Source organism: Micromonospora costi (assembly GCF_003626655.1).
Classification (GTDB): domain Bacteria; phylum Actinomycetota; class Actinomycetes; order Mycobacteriales; family Micromonosporaceae; genus Micromonospora; species Micromonospora costi.
On record NZ_RBAN01000002.1, the window covers coordinates 456,579 to 478,849 of the forward strand.

General features: G+C 73.0%; 21 protein-coding genes. 5 read left to right on the forward strand and 16 right to left on the reverse strand.

From position 1 onward, the window contains the following. Window positions 1–48: 48 nt before the first annotated feature. Window positions 49–438, reverse strand: a complete 390-nt coding sequence (locus D7193_RS12850; RefSeq protein ID WP_120779715.1) for a hypothetical protein — start codon at window positions 436–438, stop codon at window positions 49–51. 37 nt (window positions 439–475) lie between these two features. Then, window positions 476–1,153: a hypothetical protein gene (locus D7193_RS12855; protein ID WP_120779716.1), complete on the reverse strand. Its 678-nt coding sequence runs from the start codon at window positions 1,151–1,153 to the stop codon at window positions 476–478. Between the two features lie 19 nt (window positions 1,154–1,172). Here D7193_RS12855 and D7193_RS33690 point away from each other — a divergent pair, with 19 nt between their 5' ends. Next, a complete protein-coding gene (locus tag D7193_RS33690) occupies window positions 1,173–1,337 on the forward strand; it encodes a hypothetical protein (RefSeq protein WP_174242608.1) in 165 nt (54 codons plus the stop codon). 7 nt (window positions 1,338–1,344) lie between these two features. On the opposite strand, the gene D7193_RS12860 is transcribed toward D7193_RS33690, so the two are convergent. Next, the gene (locus D7193_RS12860) at window positions 1,345–3,015 is read right to left on the reverse strand and encodes a right-handed parallel beta-helix repeat-containing protein (RefSeq protein WP_120779717.1); all 1,671 of its coding nucleotides are present in this window, start codon (window positions 3,013–3,015) and stop codon (window positions 1,345–1,347) included. Window positions 3,016–3,238: 223 nt separating this feature from the next. Next, entirely contained in the window at window positions 3,239–3,619 is a 381-nt protein-coding gene (locus D7193_RS12865) for an ArsC/Spx/MgsR family protein (protein WP_120780374.1), read from the reverse strand. 1,318 nt (window positions 3,620–4,937) lie between these two features. Between D7193_RS12865 and D7193_RS12870 the strand changes: the two genes are divergently transcribed. Then, window positions 4,938–5,588: a C39 family peptidase gene (locus D7193_RS12870; protein ID WP_120779718.1), complete on the forward strand. Its 651-nt coding sequence runs from the start codon at window positions 4,938–4,940 to the stop codon at window positions 5,586–5,588. A gap of 113 nt (window positions 5,589–5,701) precedes the next feature. Here the strand turns inward: D7193_RS12870 and D7193_RS12875 are convergent, their stop codons facing one another. Further along, window positions 5,702–6,352 carry a DedA family protein gene (locus D7193_RS12875; RefSeq protein WP_120779719.1) on the reverse strand — a complete coding sequence of 217 codons (651 nt, stop codon included), beginning with the start codon at window positions 6,350–6,352 and terminating at the stop codon, window positions 5,702–5,704. 162 nt (window positions 6,353–6,514) lie between these two features. Next, entirely contained in the window at window positions 6,515–6,871 is a 357-nt protein-coding gene (locus D7193_RS12880; RefSeq protein WP_120779720.1) for a VOC family protein, read from the reverse strand. Window positions 6,872–7,029: 158 nt separating this feature from the next. Here D7193_RS12880 and D7193_RS12885 point away from each other — a divergent pair, with 158 nt between their 5' ends. Further along, window positions 7,030–9,885 (forward strand): aconitate hydratase, encoded by a 2,856-nt coding sequence (locus D7193_RS12885; protein WP_120779721.1) that lies wholly within the window; start codon window positions 7,030–7,032, stop codon window positions 9,883–9,885. Between the two features lie 102 nt (window positions 9,886–9,987). Here the strand turns inward: D7193_RS12885 and D7193_RS12890 are convergent, their stop codons facing one another. The 7 genes from D7193_RS12890 to D7193_RS12920 all read right to left on the reverse strand — a co-directional run bounded on the left by D7193_RS12890 (window position 9,988) and on the right by D7193_RS12920 (window position 18,037). Then, window positions 9,988–10,590: a GTP-binding protein gene (locus D7193_RS12890; RefSeq protein ID WP_120779722.1), complete on the reverse strand. Its 603-nt coding sequence runs from the start codon at window positions 10,588–10,590 to the stop codon at window positions 9,988–9,990. After that, window positions 10,571–10,957 (reverse strand): DUF742 domain-containing protein, encoded by a 387-nt coding sequence (locus D7193_RS12895; protein WP_120779723.1) that lies wholly within the window; start codon window positions 10,955–10,957, stop codon window positions 10,571–10,573. Before D7193_RS12895 ends, D7193_RS12890 begins: the two co-directional genes overlap by 20 nt. Window positions 10,958–10,962: 5 nt before the next feature. Then, window positions 10,963–11,385 (reverse strand): roadblock/LC7 domain-containing protein, encoded by a 423-nt coding sequence (locus D7193_RS12900; protein WP_120683266.1) that lies wholly within the window; start codon window positions 11,383–11,385, stop codon window positions 10,963–10,965. A 91-nt stretch (window positions 11,386–11,476) separates the two neighbouring features. Then, window positions 11,477–14,059, reverse strand: a complete 2,583-nt coding sequence (locus D7193_RS12905) for a sensor histidine kinase (RefSeq protein WP_120779724.1) — start codon at window positions 14,057–14,059, stop codon at window positions 11,477–11,479. Between the two features lie 142 nt (window positions 14,060–14,201). Next, window positions 14,202–15,830, reverse strand: a complete 1,629-nt coding sequence (locus D7193_RS12910) for a prenyltransferase/squalene oxidase repeat-containing protein (RefSeq protein WP_120779725.1) — start codon at window positions 15,828–15,830, stop codon at window positions 14,202–14,204. Continuing rightward, on the reverse strand, window positions 15,827–16,711 hold the full coding sequence (locus D7193_RS12915) for a terpene synthase family protein (protein ID WP_241562967.1): 885 nt from the start codon (window positions 16,709–16,711) through the stop codon (window positions 15,827–15,829). The genes D7193_RS12910 and D7193_RS12915 overlap by 4 nt, the downstream gene beginning before the upstream one ends. Before the next feature lie 9 nt (window positions 16,712–16,720). Then, window positions 16,721–18,037: a cytochrome P450 gene (locus D7193_RS12920; RefSeq protein WP_120779727.1), complete on the reverse strand. Its 1,317-nt coding sequence runs from the start codon at window positions 18,035–18,037 to the stop codon at window positions 16,721–16,723. Between the two features lie 489 nt (window positions 18,038–18,526). On the opposite strand from D7193_RS12920, the gene D7193_RS12925 reads away from it, so the two are divergent. Then, the gene (locus D7193_RS12925) at window positions 18,527–18,781 is read left to right on the forward strand and encodes a DUF2630 family protein (RefSeq protein WP_174242614.1); all 255 of its coding nucleotides are present in this window, start codon (window positions 18,527–18,529) and stop codon (window positions 18,779–18,781) included. A gap of 43 nt (window positions 18,782–18,824) precedes the next feature. On the opposite strand, the gene D7193_RS12930 is transcribed toward D7193_RS12925, so the two are convergent. The 3 genes from D7193_RS12930 to D7193_RS12940 all read right to left on the reverse strand — a co-directional run bounded on the left by D7193_RS12930 (window position 18,825) and on the right by D7193_RS12940 (window position 21,504). Continuing rightward, complete coding sequence (locus D7193_RS12930) at window positions 18,825–19,760, reverse strand: serine protein kinase RIO (protein ID WP_120779729.1); 936 nt, start codon at window positions 19,758–19,760, stop codon at window positions 18,825–18,827. Window positions 19,761–19,940: 180 nt separating this feature from the next. Further along, on the reverse strand, window positions 19,941–20,585 hold the full coding sequence (locus D7193_RS12935) for an HAD family hydrolase (RefSeq protein ID WP_120779730.1): 645 nt from the start codon (window positions 20,583–20,585) through the stop codon (window positions 19,941–19,943). 55 nt (window positions 20,586–20,640) lie between these two features. Continuing rightward, on the reverse strand, window positions 20,641–21,504 hold the full coding sequence (locus tag D7193_RS12940) for a carbon-nitrogen hydrolase family protein (protein WP_241562968.1): 864 nt from the start codon (window positions 21,502–21,504) through the stop codon (window positions 20,641–20,643). Between the two features lie 99 nt (window positions 21,505–21,603). On the opposite strand from D7193_RS12940, the gene D7193_RS12945 reads away from it, so the two are divergent. Next, window positions 21,604–22,176 (forward strand): TetR/AcrR family transcriptional regulator, encoded by a 573-nt coding sequence (locus D7193_RS12945; RefSeq protein ID WP_076467611.1) that lies wholly within the window; start codon window positions 21,604–21,606, stop codon window positions 22,174–22,176. Window positions 22,177–22,271: the final 95 nt, after the last annotated feature.

Consider the following 22,271-nt stretch of genomic DNA (forward strand, 5'->3'; position numbering starts at 1 on the left):
CCGACCAGACGGTGCGCCGCGGAAAACGGCTGGCGGGCGGCACTCCGGTCAGCCGGTGCGCACGACGGTACAGATGACCGGACCGGTGTCGGTGCTGCGCAGCAGGTACCGGTAGCGCTCGCCGGGCACCCGCGCCCCACGGCTGTCGAGGAACTCCCACTCCACGGCCACCTCGGTGAGCAGCGCGGACACCGGCTGCACGTCCTCGATGAGCGCGTGCGCGGCGACCAGCTCGCGTTCGTGGTAGTCCGGCGCGGCGCCGACGAAGGAGAGCGCCACCGCGGCCAGCGAGCTGAACGAGAAGCTGTAGGTGTCGGTGACCACCAGGCCGGGCAGGGCGTAGCAGCCGGTGAGGGACGGCACGTCGCCGGCGGTCAGCGCCACGCCGTACCGGTCGAAGAAGTCGGTCAGCGCGTCAAGGTCGGTGGAGGCTCTCACGGCCGAAGCAATTGCCGCTGGCCACGCCGGCCAAACCTCAGCGCGCCGGTACGCGTACCTCGATCTCGGAGCCGAGGCGGGCGCCGCCGGCCAGGTCGAGGTCGTCGCCGCTCCAGAATCGGCCCGGGTCGTACCAGTTCGGACGCCGGCCGGGAGCCAGCAGGCCCATCGCCTCGTACGTCACCGCCACAACCTCGGCGCAGTACGCCGTCTCCAGCGTCCGGTCCGGAACCGCCACGGGCCGCGCCCCGCCCGCACCGCGCCGCGGCCCGCGCCCGCCCGGCCGGGGCAGCTGCGGCACCCTCCCGCGCACCCAGCGCCAGGCGAGCTGGGCGGTCGACGGGAACGGCGTCCCGTCCAGACGGGCGATGGTGCGCAGCACCGCGTTCTCCATCTCGCCGTCCGCCGGCGGGTCGAGCTGGCGCAACCACGCCCGCTGCCCGTAGCGGTTCGCCCACACGCGCACCGCGTCCGCCAGGTCGTGCAGCTGCACGCCGCGCTGGTGGCTCCCCGACCACAGGTCGGGCAGCGCGCGGCCCAGCTCCGCGTGCCACATCAGCGGCGGCATGTCGTCCAGCACCACGGCCATGCCCACGTGGTTGACCGGGCTGTTGGTGGTGAGCTGGATCGCGCGGTCCGGCACGCTGCGGCCGCGGAACACCCATACGTCCCCGGTACGGGTCAGCTCCACCGCCTCGTCCAGGCTGATGCTCATAGGCGTCTACCCTAGGCCGATGCGGCTACGGATGCGGTGGTGGAAGGTGCTCGGGCTGGCCGGCCTCGCCGGGGTGGCGGCCACGGGTGTGGTGATCGCCCGCGCCGAACGGCGGCGCCGGGCGTACACACCGGAGGAGATCCGGGAGCGGCTGCGCGCGCGGCACGCCGAGGCGAACGACTGATCGCGCGTCAGTCGTCGTCGTACTCGTTGCGGTCCCAGCGCCCCCCGATCGGCGGGGTGTCCAGCCGGAGCGGCCCGGCCGCGTTGCCGGCGAAGTCGTTGTCCTGGACCCGGCACGCCACGCAACTGCCCTGCTCCGTGATCCAGAGCCCGTACGTCTGACTCTGCTCGTCACGGTGGTCCCAGACCCGGTTCCCGCGGACCGTGGCCGAGTCGAACGCGGCGTTGACGGTGATGCCGGCCCGGGTTGGCGGCGGCTCCGGCAACGCGTACGCCGAGCCCGGCAACGGGGTGTCCTCGTTCCAGGCGGTGTAGGAGTCCGGCCGGATCTCGGCGAGGAACAGTTCGGTGTCGGTGTTGCCCGCCACGACCGCCGTACGGGAACCCACCCGCAGCACCTTGCCGCGGTGGCCGTCGGCGGGCCAGTGCGCCGTACGGTCCGACATGGCCCGCGGGCCGTACCGCACCGAATCACCGCCCCCGGTCACGGCCGGGGCGCAGCGCTGCCCGTTGTTGCGGATCCGGTTGTTGACCACGATGGCGTCGGTCATCGGCCGGTCGACCCGGATCCCGTCGAGACCGTTGTCCCAGATCTCGTTGCTGTCGACGACCATGTCCACGGCCGCGCCCTGGTAGCCCCGGCCCAGATCGTGCTCGTGGTAGCCGTACGCCCCGTTGCCGCTGATCCGGTTGCCCCGGACGGTGTATGGACCCGGCGTGTTGCCCATGCTGACGCCGTCGCCGACGTTACGGTCGACGACGCAGTCGGTCAGCAGACCGCCGCGACCGGCGATCCCCGCGGTGCCGTTCGCCGACACGTCGAAGCCGGCCTCCAGGTTGCCGGTCAGGGTGCAGGCCGACACGATGAGCCCGTCGGCGCCCCAGTCGGAGATGCCGAAACGGTTGGCCTGGCTGTGGCAGCCGATGATGCGGAAGCCTCGGGGCGGCGTCCAGTAGTCCTTCTGCAACTCCAGGAAGATCCCGTTCGTTCCGTTGGCGACCGTCGTGCAGTTGGCGATGGTGAGCCGTTCCACCTCGCCCCAGCCGCCGATGCCGACGCCGATGCCCGCGCCGCCGATCTCCTCACCGTTGTCCAGCCGGCCACAGCCGACCACCACGCACCCGTCGATCAGGCTGTCCTGGAGGAAGTCGCAGCCCAGCCCCGTCGCTCCCGTGTGGTGGATGTACAGGTTCCGGAACACGCCGCGGACGACGTACTGGAGGCCCAGCCCCTTGGCGAGGTAGCTGTACTCGGCCATCGCCACGCCCGAACCGTCGATCTCGAAATCGGCGAACGTGCAGTCCGCGATGTGCCGGTCCCGGTCCGCGCCGTGCTGCACCGTGGTCCAGAATGCGAGCGGCGTCGGGTCCGCCCGGTTTCCCGCGTTGCTCAACGTGAAGCGGGTGGCCGCCGGTCCCGCCCCGACGAGCGACACCCCGCTGCGCCACACCGTGCCGGCGTCCCGGATGGAGTAGATGCCCGGCGGGCAGTAGATGACCCGGGGCCGGCCGTCCGCGGCGTACCCGTCACCGAGCCGGTCCACCAGGGCGGCGAGCGCCGGCTGGTCGTTGGTCAAGCCGTCGCCCTGCAACCCGTGGTCGCGGGCGTCGCAGTACAGCGGCGCACCGGCGACCGGCGTGGGCCGCTGCGCGACGGTGGGCAGGCCGTGCTGCGACACCGGGCGCTCCTTCCACGGTCGGTTCGCTGAGCCGCCGCGCGCTTTCCCGCTCCCCGTGCGAGAAAACGCCGCACCGCGCGAGCCCCGCGACCCGGCCCGACCCGCCGCGGTCGCCGACCGGCCCCGCCCGGCCTGGTCAGGCGCGAGGCCGCCGCCCGGCCGCGACTTCCCGGCCGTCGACCCGCCCGGCCGCCGACGCGGGCGGCGCCGACCCGGCCGCTCGTCAGGCGCCGGCGCCGCCGGTCGCCCGATCGACAGCGGCGTCCAGCGCTTGCGGCGTACGGCCGACCACTGCCGTGCCGTCGTCGAGGAGGAGGATCGGCCGCTGGATCAACTCGGGGTGGGCGGCCATGGCCTCGATCCACCGCGACTCGTTCGCGTCGTCCCGCGGCCAGTCGGTCAGCCCCAGCTCACCCGCCACCGGCTCCTGCGTCCGGCACACCTCCCACGGCCGCGCGCCGAGCCGGCGCAGCACGTCGGTCAACTCCTCGACGCTTGGCGGCTGCTCCAGGTAGGCCCGCAGCCGGACGGGCACCCGCGCCTCATCGAGGGTCGCGCGGGCCGTGGCGCATTTCGAGCAGGCCGGGTTATTCCACATCTCCATGCCGGCCATCGTGGCAAACCCGTCGACAACGCGGGACGACCGACTCATCCATGATCGACTCCGCTTCCAGGAAGTCGCGGTGTCCCGCCCGTCCCGACAGCGCGACTTCAGGAAAGTCGAGTCGATCAAGCGCGAGGAGGCACCCTCGGCGCGGCCCGGCACAGACCGGACCCATCAGCAGCGCCCGCCCCACGGGCACCCCATCGCCGACACCGGCCGAACCGACGGCACACCCGGGCGACGCCCCTCGCTCGTCGATGCCGAACACCCCTTGATCGACTCCATTTCGCCGAGGTGACGCGGTCGGGCGCCAATGCCGCAACGCAGCGCAAACCGTGATCGACTCCGTTTCGCCGATACGGCGGGGTCCCCGCGCGCCGGATACCGCCACATCGGCGATCTGGTGTCGATCACGCCCCGCCGAACGGTTGATCGACTCCGGTTCCAGGAAGTCGCGGTGTCCCACCCGTCCCAACAGCGCGACTTCCAGAAACCCGAGTCGATCAGGCGAGACAGAACAACGGGCGGCCGGAGTGCCCAGGCCGGCCCCAACACCGGCCGCCAGCACCAGCGTGTCCCCAAGGGTCCGTCCAAGGCATACCCGAATGTCCGTCCAAGGCGCACCCGGACCGGGCAAACCGGACGCCCTCCCACCCCGGCCCCCCACTCCGGTCGATCATGCAATTGTGGTGGCCGCTTAGACCCGGAATGTCACTTTTGCGAGGCACCACAACTGCATGATCGACAGGGTGGGTGGGGGCCGCGAGGTGTGGAGCGGACGGGCGCCCGGTTCGGTCGGACCCGGCCGGGCCCGGATGTCTGGTTTCGGGTCGGATGTGCCGTGGCTGGGGTCACCTGGGTGGCGGAATCGCGGCCGGGTCCGGGTCGTTGAACATGGTCGTGCCGGGCGGAGCAGCGAGCTCCCGCCGCGGCCACCCCCGGAGCCAACCGCTCCGTCTGCGGAACACCTAGCCGGTCCGGTTGGTTGACTCCCCCGGCCACCGAGGGCCCCGATCGGAACACCCGGCCGGCCCCGTTGGTTGAGTCCCCGGGCCACACCGAGGGCGGCGCCGGCGGAATGCCGAGCCCCACCCGTCGGTTGAACCCCGGAACGCGGGCCACAGCCCGGCGGAATGCCGGACCTGACCCGTCGGTTGAACCGGAACGCCGGCCACCCCCCGGCGGAATGCCGGACCGGCCCGCATCGTTACACCCCGGAGCGCCCGAGCAGGCCAGGCCGCCGGGCACACCGAATCCCCTTGTCTTCACCGTGCGGCGCAGTCGCACGTTCACACCCCCGACCAGAGGAGTACCCATCATGCGTACCGATCTGATCCGTAAGACCGCACTGACCACCGCCGGCATCGCCGCCACCGGTATCGGCATCGCCGCTCCGGCGATCGCCGCCCACGCCGACGCCAAGCCGGCCGCGCAGGCCGAGCGCAAGGGCGGCGGCCACGGTGAGCGGGAGCTCAACGTGCGCTACGAGGCCCAGCCGAACTTCTTCTACTGCGGCCCCGCGGCGACCCGTAACGCTCTCTCGGTCCAGGGCAAGGACATCAACGTCGACGCCATGGCCAAGGAGATGGGCACCACCGAGGCCGGCACCAACTCGATCAACGACATCACCCCGGTACTGAACAAGGAGACCGGTAAGAACGTGTACCGGAGCGTCGAGATCAGCACCAACAAGGCCGACGACAAGCAGACTGACAAGCTGCAGGCGGACATCGTACGTACGGTCGACGACGGCCGCGCCGTGGTCGCCAACATCGCCGGCACCGCCACCGACACCGATGGCAACACCCACTCCTTCGAGGGCGGGCACTACATCAGCGTCATCGGTTACCGGGACGGCGGGAAGGTCGTGACGATCGCCGACTCGGCCGACCCGAACATGGCGTCCTACCGGATGAGCGTGGACAACCTCGCCGACTGGATCGCCACCCGCGGCTACTCCGCCAACTGACGCAGGAGCAGCCACCGGCACCACGAAGGGCCGGCCCCCACCCGGGGGCCGGCCCTTCGGCATGACCGGGGCCGGCCCCCTACCGTGGGGGTCGGCCCTTCGTCGTCCTCACATCAGGTACGGCTGTCGGCGGGGACGGCCTCGTCGCGGTCCGGCTCGTGGTGCAGCCGGTGGGCGCGCCGCCGCAGCCACCAGGTGGTGCCGACCCCGGCGAGCACGGCCACGGCGAGCCCGGCCCAGGAGAGGTCCTTGAGCCAGTGCTCGGCGACCCGGCCGAGGTGGTAGAGCAGGTACGTGGTGGTGAAGGCCCAGACCAGCCCGCCGGCCGCGTTGGCGATCAGGAACCGGCGGTACGGCACGTGCAGGGCGCCCGCCAGCGGGCCGGCGAGGATCCGCAGCAGTGCCACGAAGCGGCCGAAGAAGACGGCCCAGACCCCGTGCCGGGCGAAGCTCAGTTCGGCGCGGGCGAGCTGCGCGGGGCCGAGGTGCCGGGGGAAGCGGCGGCCCAGCCGGGCGAGCAGCGGCCGCCCGCCGCGACGGCCGATCGCGTAGCCGATGGAGTCGCCGACGATGGCGCCGAACGCGGCGGCGAGCGCCACCCACTCCGGTTCGACGGCGCCCGCGGCGGCCAGCAGCGCCGCGCTGACGAGCGTGATCTCGCCGGGCAGCGGCACGCCCATGCTCTCGACGCCGATGATGCCGGCGACGATCAGGTAGACCGCCATCGGCGGCAGCGCCACGAGCCAGTGTTGTACGTCCAGCACGCCCAGCCTCCCCGGTCCGGCCTCGAACCCTACCCGCGGTCGGTACGGGCCGGCGGGCCTGCGGCGCCCGTCGACGGCCGGCCCGGGAGCGACGGACAGCCCGGGACCGGCGGCCGGCCCGGAGCAGCGGCGGCCGGCCCGGGGCAGCGGCGGCCGGCCCGGTCAGCGGGCCGGGGCGAGGAACTCCAGCCGGTTGCCGTGCGCGTCCTCCGTGTGGAAGCGGCGCATGCCGGGCAGCTCGTCGTCACCCCAGGTCACCGGGAGGCCGGCGGCGGTGAGGCGCGCCGCGAGGTCGTCCAGGTCGGGCCGTACGAGGGCGGGGTGCGCCTTGCGGGCGGGCCGGAAGTCGTCCTCGACGCCGAGGTGCAGTTCGGCGCCGTACCCGGTGAACCAGCACCCGCCGCGAGCCGCGAGCGCGGGCGGTTTGGGTTTCTCGGTCATGCCGAGCAGGTCGACGTAGAACGCCCGGGACGCGTCCTCGGAGTCGCGTGGGCAGGCGAGTTGCACGTGATGGATCATGGAACACCCTCCTCGTTCCGCACGATGGCACGAGGTTGCGTTCATAGCAAGACGGACGTACGGTTTTGTTGAGTGCGGGACGCGGGTAAGTGTTGCCTAACCTCGGCGGCACCCGGCCCGGTGCGACAGACTGCTCAGGACTACTCACGGTCGCTGGTGTGAAGGAGTACGACGTGGCGAGCCTCGACACCTTCGGTGCGAAGACCCAGCTACGCGTCGGAGACGCGAGCTACGAGATTTTCAAGATCGACAAGGTGGACGGCCACGACCGGCTGCCGTACAGCTTGAAGATCCTGCTGGAGAACCTGCTGCGGACCGAGGACGGCGCGAACATCACCGCCGACCACATCCGCCAGCTCGGCGCGTGGGACCCCACCGCCGATCCGAGCGTGGAGATCCAGTTCACCCCGGCGCGGGTGCTGATGCAGGACTTCACCGGCGTGCCCTGCGTGGTCGACCTGGCCACCATGCGCGAGGCGGTCCGTGACCTGGGCGGCGACGCCACGAAGGTCAACCCGCTCGCCCCCGCCGAGCTGGTCATCGACCACTCGGTGATCGCCGACCTGTTCGGCCGCGAGGACGCGTTCGCGCGCAACGTCGAGCTGGAGTACCAGCGCAACAAGGAGCGCTACCAGTTCCTGCGCTGGGGCCAGACCGCGTTCAACGAGTTCAAGGTCGTCCCGCCCGGCACCGGCATCGTGCACCAGGTCAACATCGAGTACCTGGCCCGTACGGTCATGGAGCGCGGCGGCCAGGCCTACCCCGACACGGTGGTCGGCACCGACTCGCACACCACGATGGTCAACGGCCTCGGCGTGGTGGGCTGGGGCGTCGGCGGCATCGAGGCGGAGGCCGCCATGCTCGGCCAGCCCGTCAGCATGCTGATCCCGCGCGTCGTCGGCTTCAAGCTCTCCGGCGAGATGCCGGCCGGCACCACCGCGACCGACCTGGTGCTCACCATCACCGAGATGCTGCGCAAGCACGGCGTCGTGGGCAAGTTCGTCGAGTTCTACGGCCCGGGCGTGAGTGCGGTGCCGCTGGCCAACCGGGCCACCATCGGCAACATGTCGCCCGAGTACGGCTCCACCGTGGCGATCTTCCCGATCGACGGCGAGACCATCCGCTACCTCCAGCTGACCGGCCGCGACGAGCAGCAGGTCGCCCTCGTCGAGGCGTACGCCAAGGAGCAGGGCCTCTGGCACGACCCGGACGCCGAGCCGGACTACTCCGAGCGCCTCGAACTGGACCTCGGCACCATCGAGCCGTCCCTCGCAGGGCCGAAGCGTCCGCAGGACCGGGTGCCGCTGGGCAGCGCCAAGACGCTGTTCCGCTCGGCGCTGAAGGACTACGTGGCCGCCGACGAGACCGGTGGCGACCAGGGCCGCAAGCCCGGCGTGCCGCAGCAGGAGAAGCCGTTCGGGGTGGTGGGCCACGCCGACGAGGCCAGCGCCGAGTCCTTCCCGGCCAGCGACTCGCCGGCCAACGGCGTCACCGACCCGGCCGACGAGCCGCGCGACCTGGAGACCGCGGCGGTCGGCGCCGGCGGGCGGGCCACCAACCCGATCCGGGTCACCGGCGCGGACGGCACCGAGTTCGAGCTGGACCACGGGGCCGTCGTGATCGCCGCGATCACGTCCTGCACGAACACCTCGAACCCGCAGGTCATGATCGGTGCCGCGCTGCTGGCCCGCAACGCCGTGGAGCGGGGCCTGTCCCGCAAGCCGTGGGTGAAGACCACCCTGGCCCCCGGCTCCAAGGTCGTCATGGACTACTACGAGCGTGCCGGCCTCACCCCGTACCTAGAGAAGCTCGGCTTCCACCTGGTCGGCTACGGCTGCACCACCTGCATCGGCAACTCCGGGCCGCTGCCGGAGGAGATCTCGGCGGCGGTGAACGAGGCCGACCTCTCGGTCGTCTCGGTCCTGTCCGGCAACCGCAACTTCGAGGGCCGGATCAACCCGGACGTCAAGATGAACTACCTGGCGTCCCCGCCGCTGGTGGTCGCGTACGCGCTCGCCGGCACCATGGACATCGACCTGGCCAACGAGCCGATCGGCGAGGACAGCCAGGGCGACCCGGTCTTCCTGCGCGACATCTGGCCGAGCAGCGCGGAGATCCAGGACGTCATCGCCTCCGCGATCGGCGCCACCGGCTTCAGCTCCGCGTACGCGGACGTCTTCGCCGGTGACGAGCGTTGGCAGTCGCTGCCCACCCCGACCGGTGACACGTTCGCCTGGGACGGCGACTCGACCTACGTGCGCAAGCCCCCGTACTTCGAGGGCATGGAGCGGGAGCCGAAGGCGGTCACCGACATCACCGGCGCGCGGGTGCTCGCGAAGCTGGGCGACTCGGTGACCACCGACCACATCTCCCCCGCCGGCTCGATCAAGCCGGACTCCCCGGCCGGCACGTACCTCGCGGAGCACGGCGTGCCGCGCCACGAGTTCAACTCGTACGGCTCCCGCCGGGGCAACCACGAGGTGATGATCCGGGGCACGTTCGCCAACATCCGGCTGCGCAACCAGCTGGTCCCCGGTGTCGAGGGCGGCTTCACGGTCAACCACCTGACCGGCGAGCAGAGCTCGATCTACGACGCCTCGGTCGCCTACCAGGAGGCCGGCGTCCCGCTGGTCGTGCTGGCCGGCAAGGAGTACGGCTCGGGCTCGTCGCGTGACTGGGCGGCCAAGGGCACCATGCTGCTCGGCGTGAAGGCCGTCATCGCCGAGTCGTACGAGCGGATCCACCGCTCGAACCTGATCGGCATGGGCGTGCTGCCGTTGCAGTTCCCGGCCGACGAGACCGCCGAGTCGCTGGGCCTGACCGGCACCGAGACGTTCTCGATCACCGGGGTGACCGCGCTGAACGACGGCGAGACGCCGCGTACGGTCAAGGTCACCACCGACAAGGGCATCGAGTTCGACGCGGTGGTCCGGATCGACACCCCGGGTGAGGCGGACTACTACCGGCACGGCGGCATCCTGCAGTTCGTACTGCGCCGGATGATCGCCAGCTGACACACCACGGACGAGGGCCCCTTCCCGCTGCTGCGGGGAGGGGCCCTCGTCCGTGTGCGGCCACCCGGCCGCCGCGTGCAGGGCGGCGGTCGCCGGGCGGCGTCAGTCCATCGCCCGCCGGGCGTCGCGGGTCTTCATGGCGTGCTCCAGGAGGGTGATGAGCACCTCCTTGCTCGACTCCCGCCTGCGGGCGTCGCACAGCAGCACCGGCACTCCCGGGTCCAGGTTCAGTGCCGCCTGCACCTCGTCGAGCCGGTACTGCTTGGCGCCCTCGAAGCAGTTCACCGCCACCACGAACGGCGTGCCGCGCCCCTCGAAGTAGTCGATCGAGGGGAAGCAGTCGGCCAGCCGGCGGGTGTCGGCGAGCACCACCGCGCCGATCGCGCCGAGCGCCAGTTCGTCCCAGACGAACCAGAACCGGTCCTGCCCGGGGGTGCCGAAGAGGTAGAGCACCAGGTCGTCGCTGATGGTGATCCGGCCGAAGTCCATGGCGACCGTGGTGGTGCTCTTGCCCTCCACCCCGGACAGGTCGTCGATGCCGACGCCGGACTCGGTCAGCACCTCCTCGGTGCGCAGCGGGCGCGTCTCGCTGACCGCGCCGACCATGGTGGTCTTGCCCACGCCGAACCCGCCCGCGACCAGAATCTTGATCGCGGTGGGCAGTGGGGTCGCTCCCGCTGGCCGCTCAGAGGGCCCGTAGTCCATTGATAACCGCCTCGAAAACACTGTTGTCGGGAAGGCCGGCCGAGGTGCGCGGCTCGCGGACCTGGACCAGGTTGCGGGCCACCAGATCACCCAGCAGGACGCGGATGGTGCCCACCGGCAGGTCCAGGTGGGCGGCGATCTCCGCGACGGACTGCATGCGCTGGCAGAGCCCGACGATCGCCACGTGCTCGGGCCCGAGGCCGATTTCCGCGCCCACGTCCGCGCGGGTGGCCGTGACGAGCGAGATCAGGTCGAACGTGCCGGTGACCGGGCGGGCCCGACCGCGCGTGACCGCGTACGGACGCACCACCGGCCCGGCATGGTCGTCCACCCACTGGTGCTCCGCGGGCTCCCCCTGGACCGTCATGGCGCCTACTTCTCGCCGGTCGACTGCTCGGCAGTGCGGGTAGGCGAGGCCACGTGCTTGCCGACCCGGGTGACGAGCATCGCCATCTCGTAGGCGATCAGCCCGACGTCGGCGTCCTCGGTCGCGAGGACCGCGAGGCAGGCGTTGCGCCCGGCGGCTGTGACGAAGAGGAACGAGGACTGCATCTCGATGATGGTCTGCTGCACCTGGCCACCACCGAATCGCTTGCCCGCGCCGCGGGCCAGGCTCTGGATCCCGGCCGCCATCGCGGCCAGGTGCTCACCGTCGTCCCGGCTGAGCCCCTGCGAGGAGGCCATCAACAGGCCGTCCGTCGAGAGCGCGACCGCGTGCTCGGCCTGCTTCACCCGGCCGACCAGGTCATCCAGCAACCACGTCAGGTCGGCACCCGATGCCGTCTTCTGGGCCACTCGTCGTCCTCTTCTCCACCGGCGGATGTCGCCGCGTTCGTCTGGGCTGACCGTTCCGTCGCGAGCGGGATTCCCGCACCGCAGGCACGGATCAGGTCGCGTGTTGCTCGTCGGCGTCCGGGCCCGACCCGGGATCCGAACTCTCGCCGCCGCCCAGCAGGCGGGCGGCGTCCGTCCGGCCCCGGCGCGTGCCGGTCTGGTACGAGCTCATCATCCGGCGCACCTGCTCGGGCGGCCGCACCGTGTCCTCGTTCTCGTCAGCGGCGCCCGCGGCGGGATCGTCACGCAACTCGGGCACGATGTTCGCCTGCCGGACCCGGACCGGCAGACCCGAGTCGGTGCTCGCCGCCTGGGTCCGCGCCGGCAGCGGGCCGCCCTCGGCTCCGGGTCCGCTGCCCGGCCCCGCCGCGGCCGGACCGTCGGCGCCGGAGCGGCGGACGGCCATCGGCAGGCCGGTGGGGATGGTGGGCCCGTCCAACGCCGCCTGCTGCTCGCCGGGGCGGCGTACGCGGGTGGGCAGCCCGTCGGCGGGCGGCTCCGTCCGGTTTCGGGTGGGCAGTGCGCTCTCCTCCTCACCGTCGGTGTCGGCCTGCGCGACGACCGGCGCCTCCGGTGCGTCGGCCGCGGGCGGCTCGACCAGCGCCACCGGGGTCGCCGGCAGCGCCGGCGGTGGCTGCGGGGCCGGTACGGCCGGCGCGGGCGCGGCGGTGGGCGCCGGGGTGCCGGCGGGCACCGCGGCGGGAGTTCCCGCGGCCCGGGTGGACGCCGGGATGCCGCCGGAGGTCTCCGGGTCGTCCGCGTCGGTGACCAGGTCGAGCGGGATGAGCACGACCGCGGTCGTGCCGCCGTAGGCCGATTCCTTGAGCTGCACCTTGACGCCGTGCCGCTCGGTCAGCCGGCTGACCACGTAGAGGCCGAGCCGGGAGGCGTTGGCGAGGTTCAGCTCGGACTGGTCCACGATCCGGTGGTTCGCCGCGGCCAGGTCCTCCGGGGTCATCCCGAGACCCCGGTCCTCGATCTCGATGGCGAACCCGTTGGCGACCATCTGCCCCCGCACCTCGACCGTGGTGTTCGGCGGGGAGAAGGACAGGCCGTTCTCGATGAGCTCGGCGAGCAGGTGGATGACGTCACCGACCGCCCGGCCGGCGAGCGACACGCGCCCGATCGGCAGGACGTTGACGCGGGTGTAGTCCTCGACCTCGGCGACCGCGCCCCGGATCACGTCCACCATGGGCACGTTGCGACGCCAGGCCCGGCCGGGCGTCGAGCCGGAGAGCACGATCAGGTTCTCCGCGTTGCGCCGCATCCGGGTGGCGAGGTGGTCGACCCGGAACAGGTCCTCCAGCTCCTCGGCGTCCTGCTCGCGCCGCTCCATCGCGTCCAGCAGCGTGAGCTGGCGGTGCACCAGCGCCTGCGTACGCCGGGCCAGGCTGAGGAAGACCTCGCGGACGTTGCGGCGCAGGTCCGCCTGCTCGACGGCCGTCCGGATGGCCGTCTCCTGCACCACGTTGAAGGCCTTGCCGACCTGGCCGATCTCGTCGTCGCCGAACTCCAGCGGCGGCGCCTCCTTGGCCACGTCGACCTCCTCGCCGTGGCCGAGCCGCTCCACGACGTTGGGCAGGCGCTCGTTGGCGAGCCGGAACGCGGCCTCGCGCAGCCGTTCCAGCTGACGCAGCAGGGCACGCGCCGTGGTGATCGACACGATGATGGAGGCGATGACGGCGAGCAGACCCAGACCCGCGGCGAGCACCAGCCGGACGACCACCATGATGCCGATCGGCATCGCGCGGGACACGACGTCGGTGCCGCCGGCGATGATGACGTCGCGCAGGCTCTGCATGGCCGGCGTCGCGCTGTCGTTCCACTCACCCGTCTGCACGGGCGGCCGGCCCGGTACGTTGCGCGCCCGTACGACCTCGTCCTCCAGCGCACGGAACCGCTGGAACGACTCCCCCGCGAGTGCCTGCTGGTAGCGCTCGCGGTCGCTGCCGGCCATGTCGACGGCCGCCTGCTCGGCGATGAACCGCTGCGCGCCGACCAGCTGGGCGAACTGGGCCTGTTCGGCCACGGTCAACCGGCCGGCGGCGAGCGCCCCGGTGAGCAGGGCGTCCTCCTGGGACACCAGTTCCCGGGCGCGGTTGAGGCTGATCAGGGCCGCGGTCTCCCGCGCGATCTGGGGGTCGTCCAGACCACCGAGCGCGTCGAAGACCCGGAAGATCGTGTCGATGACGCCGACGTACGCGGACATGGTGGTCGTGCGATCGATGTTCCGGGCGTCCACACCGGACCGGGTCTCGTTCAACCGGTCCAGGTCGCCCACCAGCTCGTCGATCCGCGCCTCGAGCTGCTCGCTCGCCGGCACCTGGGTGCGCCAGTCCCGCACCGAGTCACGGAAGTCGTTCGCGTACTCGTCGGTGCGGCGCCGCTCGGCCTTGAGCTCCTCGAGCTGCGCCGGGTCCGGGCCGCCCAGGTAGGCCAGCGACAGCCGGCGCTCCTTCTGCAGCTGCACGAGCAGCGGATCGCTCGGCTCGAAGACCCGCGAGTTCAGCGTCTGAACGCCGAGCAGGTTGAACCCGTCCCGGACGGTGACCCACGCCGCGAAGGCCCAGAGTGCGACCAGCGACACGAGCAGGGCAATGACTTTGGTACGGAGATTCGTACTGCGGGAACCCATCACACCGTCCTGGCCGGATATCTGGTCATGTGCCCGAGCATGGGTATCGGCGCACTTATCGACTCCGGCGCACGCTAGCAGTGTCGGGATGTTCACTCAAGCGGTCCTGATCATGGCCTTGCGGGCTAGGGTCGCCCGGCCGTCACGCGTCCCTCCCGCCGTCGCGCACGAGCCGGCGCGCCGCGTGCACCGTGGCCTGCACGATCAGCGCCGGTCGATACAGGTCCTTGTCGTGCCATAGCTCGGGGCCGTCGTCCGCGGCGTCCGCCGTGGACAGCCACGCCGCGCCGCGGCCGATCGCCGCCGCGAGCGGCGAGCCCGGCCGGTGTCCCGCGGCGACGAGGGTCTGCACGGCGTACGCGGTCTCCTCGGCGCTGCCGGCCCACCGCCCCCACGATCCGTCCGGGCGCTGCGTGTCGGCGACCCACCGCGCCGCCCGCTCGACCGCGTGCCGCGCGTGCCCGGTGCGGCCGTGGTCGGCCAGCGCCAGGGCGGCGCAGCAGGTGGCGTAGTACGGCGAGGCGTGCCAGCGGTCCGTCCAGGAGCCGTCGGTCTCCTGCCGGTCGAGCAGCCAGCCGGTCAACCGGCGCACCGCGGAGTCCACCCAGGCCGCGGCCGGGCCGCCGTACGGCAGCAGGTGCCCGAGGGCGTCGAGCACGTGCGCGTTCGTGGTGACCGAGGCGCCGTCCTCCCCGGGCCAGGTGCAGAAGTGCTCCCCCGTGTCGTACGGCCGCAGCACCGTCGGGTCCACGGGCTGACCGAGCCGGGCGAGCGCGTAGAGGGTGGCCGAGGTCGTGTCCGCGTCCGCCGGCAGGCCGGGACCGGTGGGCGCGCCGGCGGGGCCGAGGGCGTCACGCAGGTCGTCGGTCAGCACGGCGGGCACCCGCACGGGCACCCCGGCCCGGGACAGCGTGCCCAGCACCCAGGAGCGTTCGAAGACGGCGATCGGGCTGGCGCAGGGCACCGGTCCGCCGTACTGCCGGACCAGGTCCTCCAGGTAGCCCCGCCCCGGCTCGTCCGGGTCGGGTGCGGCGCCGAGCCAGGCGGCCGTCGCGGCGGGTGAGGCGCCCACGGTGCCCGGGCCGACCGGGCCGAACCCGGCGGCACGCCGGGCCGGTGGGCCGAGCACCTCGAGGGCGTGCGCGAGCTTCTCCGGCAGCGGACGGCCGGCGGCGTGCAGCAGCCGTACCCCGTCCAGCCGGGCGCGGTCCATCCCGGACGGCAGTGGCAGCGGCTGGGCGCCGCGCCAGCGGGCGGGCACGTCGACCGGCCGGTCCCGCAGCGCGTCGAGGTGCGCGGCGACCAACTCGGTCAGGGCCGGGACGATGAGGTCGGTCGCCGGAAGGTCGGGCGGCGGCGGGGCGGCCGGGCCGGTGAGCCGGTCGTACAGCGCGGTGAGTCCGTCGTGGACGGCGCGGGCGATCCGCTCCCGTCCGACGCCGCCGTGGTCGCCCCGGTCGAGGACGGCCAGGAGCGCCTCGGTGGCGCTGAGCGTGGGCACCAGGGCGTACCCCTCCGGGCCTCCCCACGCGCCGTCCCGGCGCTGCCGGTCCACCAGCCAGGCGATCCGCTCCTCGTGCCGGGCCAGCCACGGCGCCAGGCTGACCAGCCGCCCGGTCTCGTACACCGACGGGGAGGAGCGTCCGGCCGGCTCGGCGAGCATCCCGGCGACCAGCTCGGTGGCGGGGTCCTGCTCCACCAGCGCGGCGCTCGCGGCACCGCTGCGCGCGGCCTCCGACACTCCGGTCGCCGCTCCCGGGCTTCCGCTCATCGGGCACCCCAGAAGTCCGTCGAACCGTAGAAGCCGCTCGTGTAGCCGAGCTGGCGACCCAGGTACCTGGCCTCGCGCGGATACCGCCCGGCCAGGTCCGCGAGCGTGCCGCGGCACTCGTCGGTGAGCGCCGCCGCCCGTCGCGCGACCTCCGCCGGGTCACCGACCAGTGTGATCGCGTTCAGGTCGCCCCACTCGCGGTCCCGCTCGTGGGTGGCCAGGTCGTTGACCAGCCGCAGCACCCGCTGCACCTGGTCGCTGGCCGCGATCAGCTCCGGCAGCCGCCGGTGGATGTCGGCGTCGCCGGTGCGGATCCAGTGCGCGACGTTGACCACGGTGCACGCGAGGTTGTCGGCGTTGTCGAGGTACTCGGCGTAGCTCGGTGGCCGGCCGGTGGCCGTGGCCTCCCGCCAGTCCCACTCCCGGGCCATCGCGGCGAGGGTCCGGGCGACCGCGTCCCGCCACACGGCCCAGGCCTGCGCGTAGCCCGGCGCACCCGCCAGTTCGTCGCGCAGCTCGGCCAGGAACCGCCCCAGGGGGTCCCCGGCCGCCGGGTCGGCACCGTCGACCACCGCGAGCGTGTCCGCGGTGATCCGGTCGACCTCCTCGCGCGACTTCGCGAGGTAGTCGACCTGCCAGTCCACGGCGAAGCCCCAGAGCACCGCCCGGTTGGCGAACCGCAGTTCCTCCGGAGCGCACCAGGGGGAGCTGAAGGCCATGGCCATGGCGATGCTGGCGTACAGGGCCGGGTCGAAGGGCCGGGCGGAGAACAGCTCGGGGTGCCCGGCCGCCAGCCGCTGCAGGTCGCGCTGGCCCTTCGCGGCGAGCGCGCAGATCCGGCCCTGCTCGGCGGCGAGGGTCAGCTCGTCGTCGGGTCGCACGTCCACCCCTCAGGCCGCGCCGGCGGCGCTGGTCAGGGTCAGCTCCACCCGGGTACGCGGTCGCAGCGCGGCGGCCAGCCGCAGGCCGGGTACGCCGGAGCGGCGCAGCCGGAACCGGTAGCGAGTCAGCATCGTGGCGAGGATCAGCTGTGCCTCCAGGTAGAAGAGGTACATGCCGAGGCACTGGTGCGGGCCGCCGCCGAACGGGAAGTGGGCGTAGCGGTGCCGCCCGCGGATGCGTTCCGGGGTGAACCGGTCCGGGTCGAACTCGTCCGGCCGGTCCCAGAACGCCGCCATCCGCTGCGTGATCAGCGGGCTCGCGACCATCGTCGCGCCCGCCTCGATGGGAACGCCGTCGATGACGTCGTCGGCGACCGCGCGGCGCGGGATGATCCAGCCGATCGGGTAGAGCCGCAGCAGTTCGTCCAGCACCATCCGCGTGTAGGGCAGCCGGTTGAGGTGCTCCCGCCGGACGGGTCCGTCGCCCACGACCTGCGCGATCTCGTCGTACAGCCGCTCGGCGACGTCGGGGCGCTCGTCCAGGTGCGGCCAGAGCCAGGTGAGCACGTTGATGGTCGTCTCGGTGGTGGCCGCGAACATGGCCACCGTGTCGTTGCGGACCTGCTGCTCGCTGAGCTGCCGCCCGTCCTCGGTACGCGCCTGCCACAGCGTGGAGATGACGTCGTCGCCCTCGTCGGCGGTGGCCTTGGACGCGCGGACGATCGGCAGCAGGACGTCGTCGACGGTCTTCTTGGCACGGCGGAACGGCCGGTCGCCCGGCATGGGCAGCGACAGCGGCGCGAACGGCACCACGATGCGCGGGATCACGGCGGTGGCGATGACGTCCTGCGCGTCGACCACCCGCATGGCGTCCGGCACGGAGATCTTGTCGCCGAACAGCACCTTCATGATGGCCCTGCACACGATGCGGGTCTGCTCGACTCCGATGTCGACGGTCCGCCCGTGGCGGGACGGTTCGTCGAGTTCGTCGACGGCCTGCCGGATGGCCTCGGCCATCCCGTCCACCAGCGCCTCGACCCGCTTGGCGGTGAACATCGGCTGGAGCATCTTCCGGCTGGCCGACCAGATCTGCCCCTCGCCGAGGATGCCCTCGCCGAAGAGCCGCTTCACCGGCCGCCAGAACAGCCCGTCGCCGGCCCGTTCGTAGTTGTCCGCACGTTCGCGCAACACGTGCTGCACGTGCCGCGGGTGGGTCACCAGGTACGGGCGGAACGAGCCGAGGTTGAGGCGGACGAGTTCGCCACCGGTGCGGTTGCCGACGGCGATGAGTGCGCGGGCCGGGTCGCGAAGCAGGCTCGGCACCATCTGGCGCAGCGGAACGATCCGCGCTCGTCGGGTGCCGGGCCGCCCGATGTGTGGCGATTGCACCTGCGCCGAACCCCCTTTGGCAACTGTCCGTCGTGGATCGACTCTTCCGAGTCAGGACTCAGCCGAGCATGCCATTGCCGCGTCAAGTTTCTCTAGTCGCGTACCGAGAAATTTTCATCGCCGCCAGTCGCGCCGCAGGTAAAGCCACCGGGCGGTAATGCGGATCGCAGGAGATCCCGCACACACCGCCCCGCCGGGCGACTCCGCGGCGTAACGAACGCCACCGGCGCGCGGCCGGCCGCGGGGTCCGGCCCGCCGCCGGTAGCCCGGGCTCACCGTCCTCGCGGCGGGCGCGGCGGAGCCGGCGGGACCGGCGGGCCGACGTCCCGGCCGGGATGATCATGGCCGGGCCAACCTACCGCAGGGTGGCCGGGACCGGGATCGGTGGGGGAATCCGCGCGGCTGCGGGGACCCTGTGCCAGGCTCATGGTCATGGACGACAAGACCATCCTGAACCGTATCTCCGAGCTGGTCGACGAGGAGCACCGGTTGCGCTCCGCCGCGCAGGCCAACGAGAAGGGCACCGACGACGAGGCCCGCGACCGCCTGCGCGAGCTGGAGGAATCCCTCGACCAGTGCTGGGACCTGCTGCGCCGCCGGCGGGCCGCCCGGTCGACGCACGGCGACCCGGACGCGCAGGGCGTACGCCCGAAGCCGGAGGTCGAGCGCTACCTGCAGTGAAGCCGACGGGTGGGCCGGGCCACGCGGCCCGGCCCACCCGGCTTCAGCGGAGCCCCGCCTCCCGCAGCAGGTCCTCGGTCAGGGCGGTCGGATCGGCCTCGTCCGACGGCAACCCCCGCGCCGCGAACCACGTGCTGACCACCCGGACGTCCCGCGCCAGGAACTCCGGACCCTGCGGGTTGCCCACCACGTCGACCACCTGGGGAAGGTCGATCATGACAAGCCGGTCCCGGTGCACCAGCAGGTTGTACGGCGACAGGTCGCCGTGGGCGTACCCGGCCCGGGCCAGCACCACCAGCGCGTCGACCAGCTGACGCCAGAGGTCACGCAGGCCGACCGGATCGGGCCGGAGCTGGGCCAGCCGCGGCGCGGCCTGCGCCCCGTCGGCGTCACCCAGGAACTCCAGCATCAGCTCGGTGCCCCGCAGCTGCACCGGGTACGGCACCGCGATCGTGCCGTGCGTGGCGCCGATCTCCCAGAGCCGGCCCAGCGCAGCGAACTCGGCCGCCGCCCACTGCCCGGCGATCAGCTGCCGGCCGAAGGCCGTCCGGCCGGCCATCGCCCGGTTCTCCCGGGAGCGACGCATCCGCCGCCCCTCCAGGTAGCCGGCGTCCCGGTGGAACAGCCGGTGCTCGGGGTCCCGGTATCGCTTGGCCGCCAGCAGGCAGGCCCGGTCGGTGCCCGGCACCGCCCGGCGGACCAGGTGGACGTCCGCCTCCTTGCCGGTCTTCAGCACCCCGAGGTCGGTGTCCTTGGCGGCCAGCTCGGTGACCAGCCAGTCCGGGTACGGCTGCGGACCGTGCACGGCGTCGTCCCAGGACGACCAGTGCTCGCCCGTCTCCGGGTCGGGCTCGGCGTCCGAGTCGGCGAGGGCCGGCTCCGGGTGCCGGCCGCGCTTCAGGAAGTGTGGTTCGTCGTCGTCGAAGCGGCGCTTGCCGCGGGCCCGGCGCCCCTGCGCCGGGAAGTCGTGTTCGCGCACTGCGGTGGTGATCCCTTGATCGAGGCTGGTGGAGGCAGGTGGAAGTGACCTGCGAAGACGGCCATGACCGACCCCCTCTCCTCGACCGGGCCCACGCCCGGGTGCACGATGCGCGGACCATGCTCACCGGCGGGTCCACCGCCGGTCAACCGAATTAACCGCGCCGGAACCGGGCCACGCTCAGCGCGCCAGCACGGTCGCGACCGCAGCGATCAGGCCGTCCGCCGTACGCGTCGGCGCGAAGCGCCCGTCCGCCCACTTACGCCCCCGGTGCAGCCACACGCTGGGCAGGCCGACCGCCGCGGCGCCGCCGATGTCCGCCTCCGGGCCGTCGCCGACCACCCAGGCGCCCCGCAGCGGCATCCGGACACGCTGCGCGGCGAGCGCGAAGATCCGCGGGTTGGGCTTGCTCACCCCCGCCTCCTCGGAGATGACCCAGTCGGCGACGTACCGGTCCAGCCCCGTCTTGCGGATCTTGGCTTCCTCCTGCCGCACCGTCCCGTTGGTGACCACCACCGGCACCCAGCCGGCCTGGTCGGCGATGCGCAGCGCGCACGCGATCAGCGGGTCGAGCCGGGTGTACGCCACCACCCCGTCGTGCAGCTCCTCGACCAGGTCGATCGAGGGGATCCGCAGCGCGTACCGGTCCCGGATCGCGTCCGCGACGTCCCAGCGGTCGGTCAGCCCGTCGGCGTCGATGGAGAGCAGCCAGTCGATGTCGGCCGGAGGCGCGCCGATGCCGTCCAGGAAGCGCTGCCCCCAGCTGCGGAACGGCCCGGCCCGGTCGAGCAGGGTGTTGTCCAGGTCCAGGAGGAGCAGTGGCACTCGGGCACCCTACGGGAATGAGCGCACCTCCCGACAGGTCCGTTACGTGAACTCCTCAGCCGACGAGCGAGAGCCGCGCCGGACCGAGGTCGCGCAGCCGGTCGGCGAGCATCGAGTGCGCCGCCCGTGTGGCCGCCAGCTGCGCCGGGTCGAGCGTCGCGACCAGCACGTCCTCACCGGCGTCCGCGCCGCGGGCCAGCGGGCGGCCCTCCGGGTCGTAGACGGCCGCGCCGCCGTTGAACCGCCACGGCTCGGCGCCGCCCACGGAATTGGCGAACACCACGTACATGGTGTTGTCGAGTGCCCGGGCCGCGTAGTAGAGGTCCCGGCGGTGCTCGGAGCCGGCCAGGTAGCCGCTCGGGCAGAGGTAGCCGTGCGCGCCGTCGGCCGCCGCGGCCCGGCCGTGCTCGGGGAAGCAGCCGTCGTAGCAGATGCCCAGACCCAACCGCCAGCCGTCGACGAGCAGGGTCGCGCCCCGGTCACCCGCGTCGAACAGCTCCCGCTCGCCGCCCCAGAGCTGCTGCTTGTCGTAGCCCACCCGGACGGCGCCGCCCCGGTCGACCACGAGCGACGAGATGGTCCGGCGGTTGTCCGGGTGCCGCACGGCGGCGCCGACCACGACGGTCACCCCACCGCTCACCGCGGCGGCGCGCAGCGGCTCCAGGCGGGGGTCGTCCACCGTCCGGTCCTCCGCGGTCACCACGTCGGTGCCGGCCGGGTCGGCCCGCAGCGCCGGCGGGTGGTACGCGGGGAGGAACAGCTCCGGCAGGACGGCGACCCGGGCCCCGCGCTCGGCGGCCCGGGCGACCAGGCGGGCGGCGGTCGCGGCGTTGCCGGCGACATCGCCGGGCACGGGCTCGGCCTGGACGGCGGCGACGGTCAGCGGGGCGGGCGGCAGGGCGGCGGGGGGTGGCGTCACGGGGGGATGGTAGACCGGCGCGAGGGGCGGGAGTACCACCCGAATCCCAAGCCGTACGTACGGTTTGCAGGACGCGGCGTCACCTGGGACGATCGTCGCGTGCCCAGAGTAAGCCAGGACCAGCTCGACGCGCGGCGCCAGGAGATCCTCGCCGCGTCCCGGGCGTGTTTCGCCCGGCACGGCTACGAGGGCGCCACCGTGCGGCGCCTCGAGGAGGCCACCGGACTCTCCCGGGGAGCCATCTTCCACCACTTCCGCGACAAGGACTCGCTCTTCCTCGCCGTCGCCGAGGACGACGCCGCCGCCATGGTCGAGACCGTGGCCCGCAACGGTCTGGTGCAGGTGATGCGGGATCTGCTCGCCGGCGCGATGTCCCCGGACACCACCGGCTGGCTCGGCACCCAACTGGAGGTGTCCCGCCGGCTGCGCACCGACCCGGCGTTCGCGCGGCGGTGGGCGGAGCGGTCCGCGGCGATCGCCGAAGCCACCCGCGAGCGGTTGGCGCGGCAGCGCGACGCCGGCGTGCTCCGCGAGGACGTCCCCATCGACGTGCTGGCCCAGTTCCTGGAACTCGCCTACGACGGCCTCGTGCTGCACCTGGCGATGGGGCGGCCCGCCGGCGACCTCGGGCCGGTGCTCGACCTCGTCGAGGAGGCGGTCCGCCGCCGCTGAGCGGGCGGCCCGCGGGCTTCCGCCGGTCGGCGGTCTGCGTGAGTCCGAGCCGTCGTCCCCGCGGGCTCGGCGGGCTCGTGGCGATGGCGGGGTTG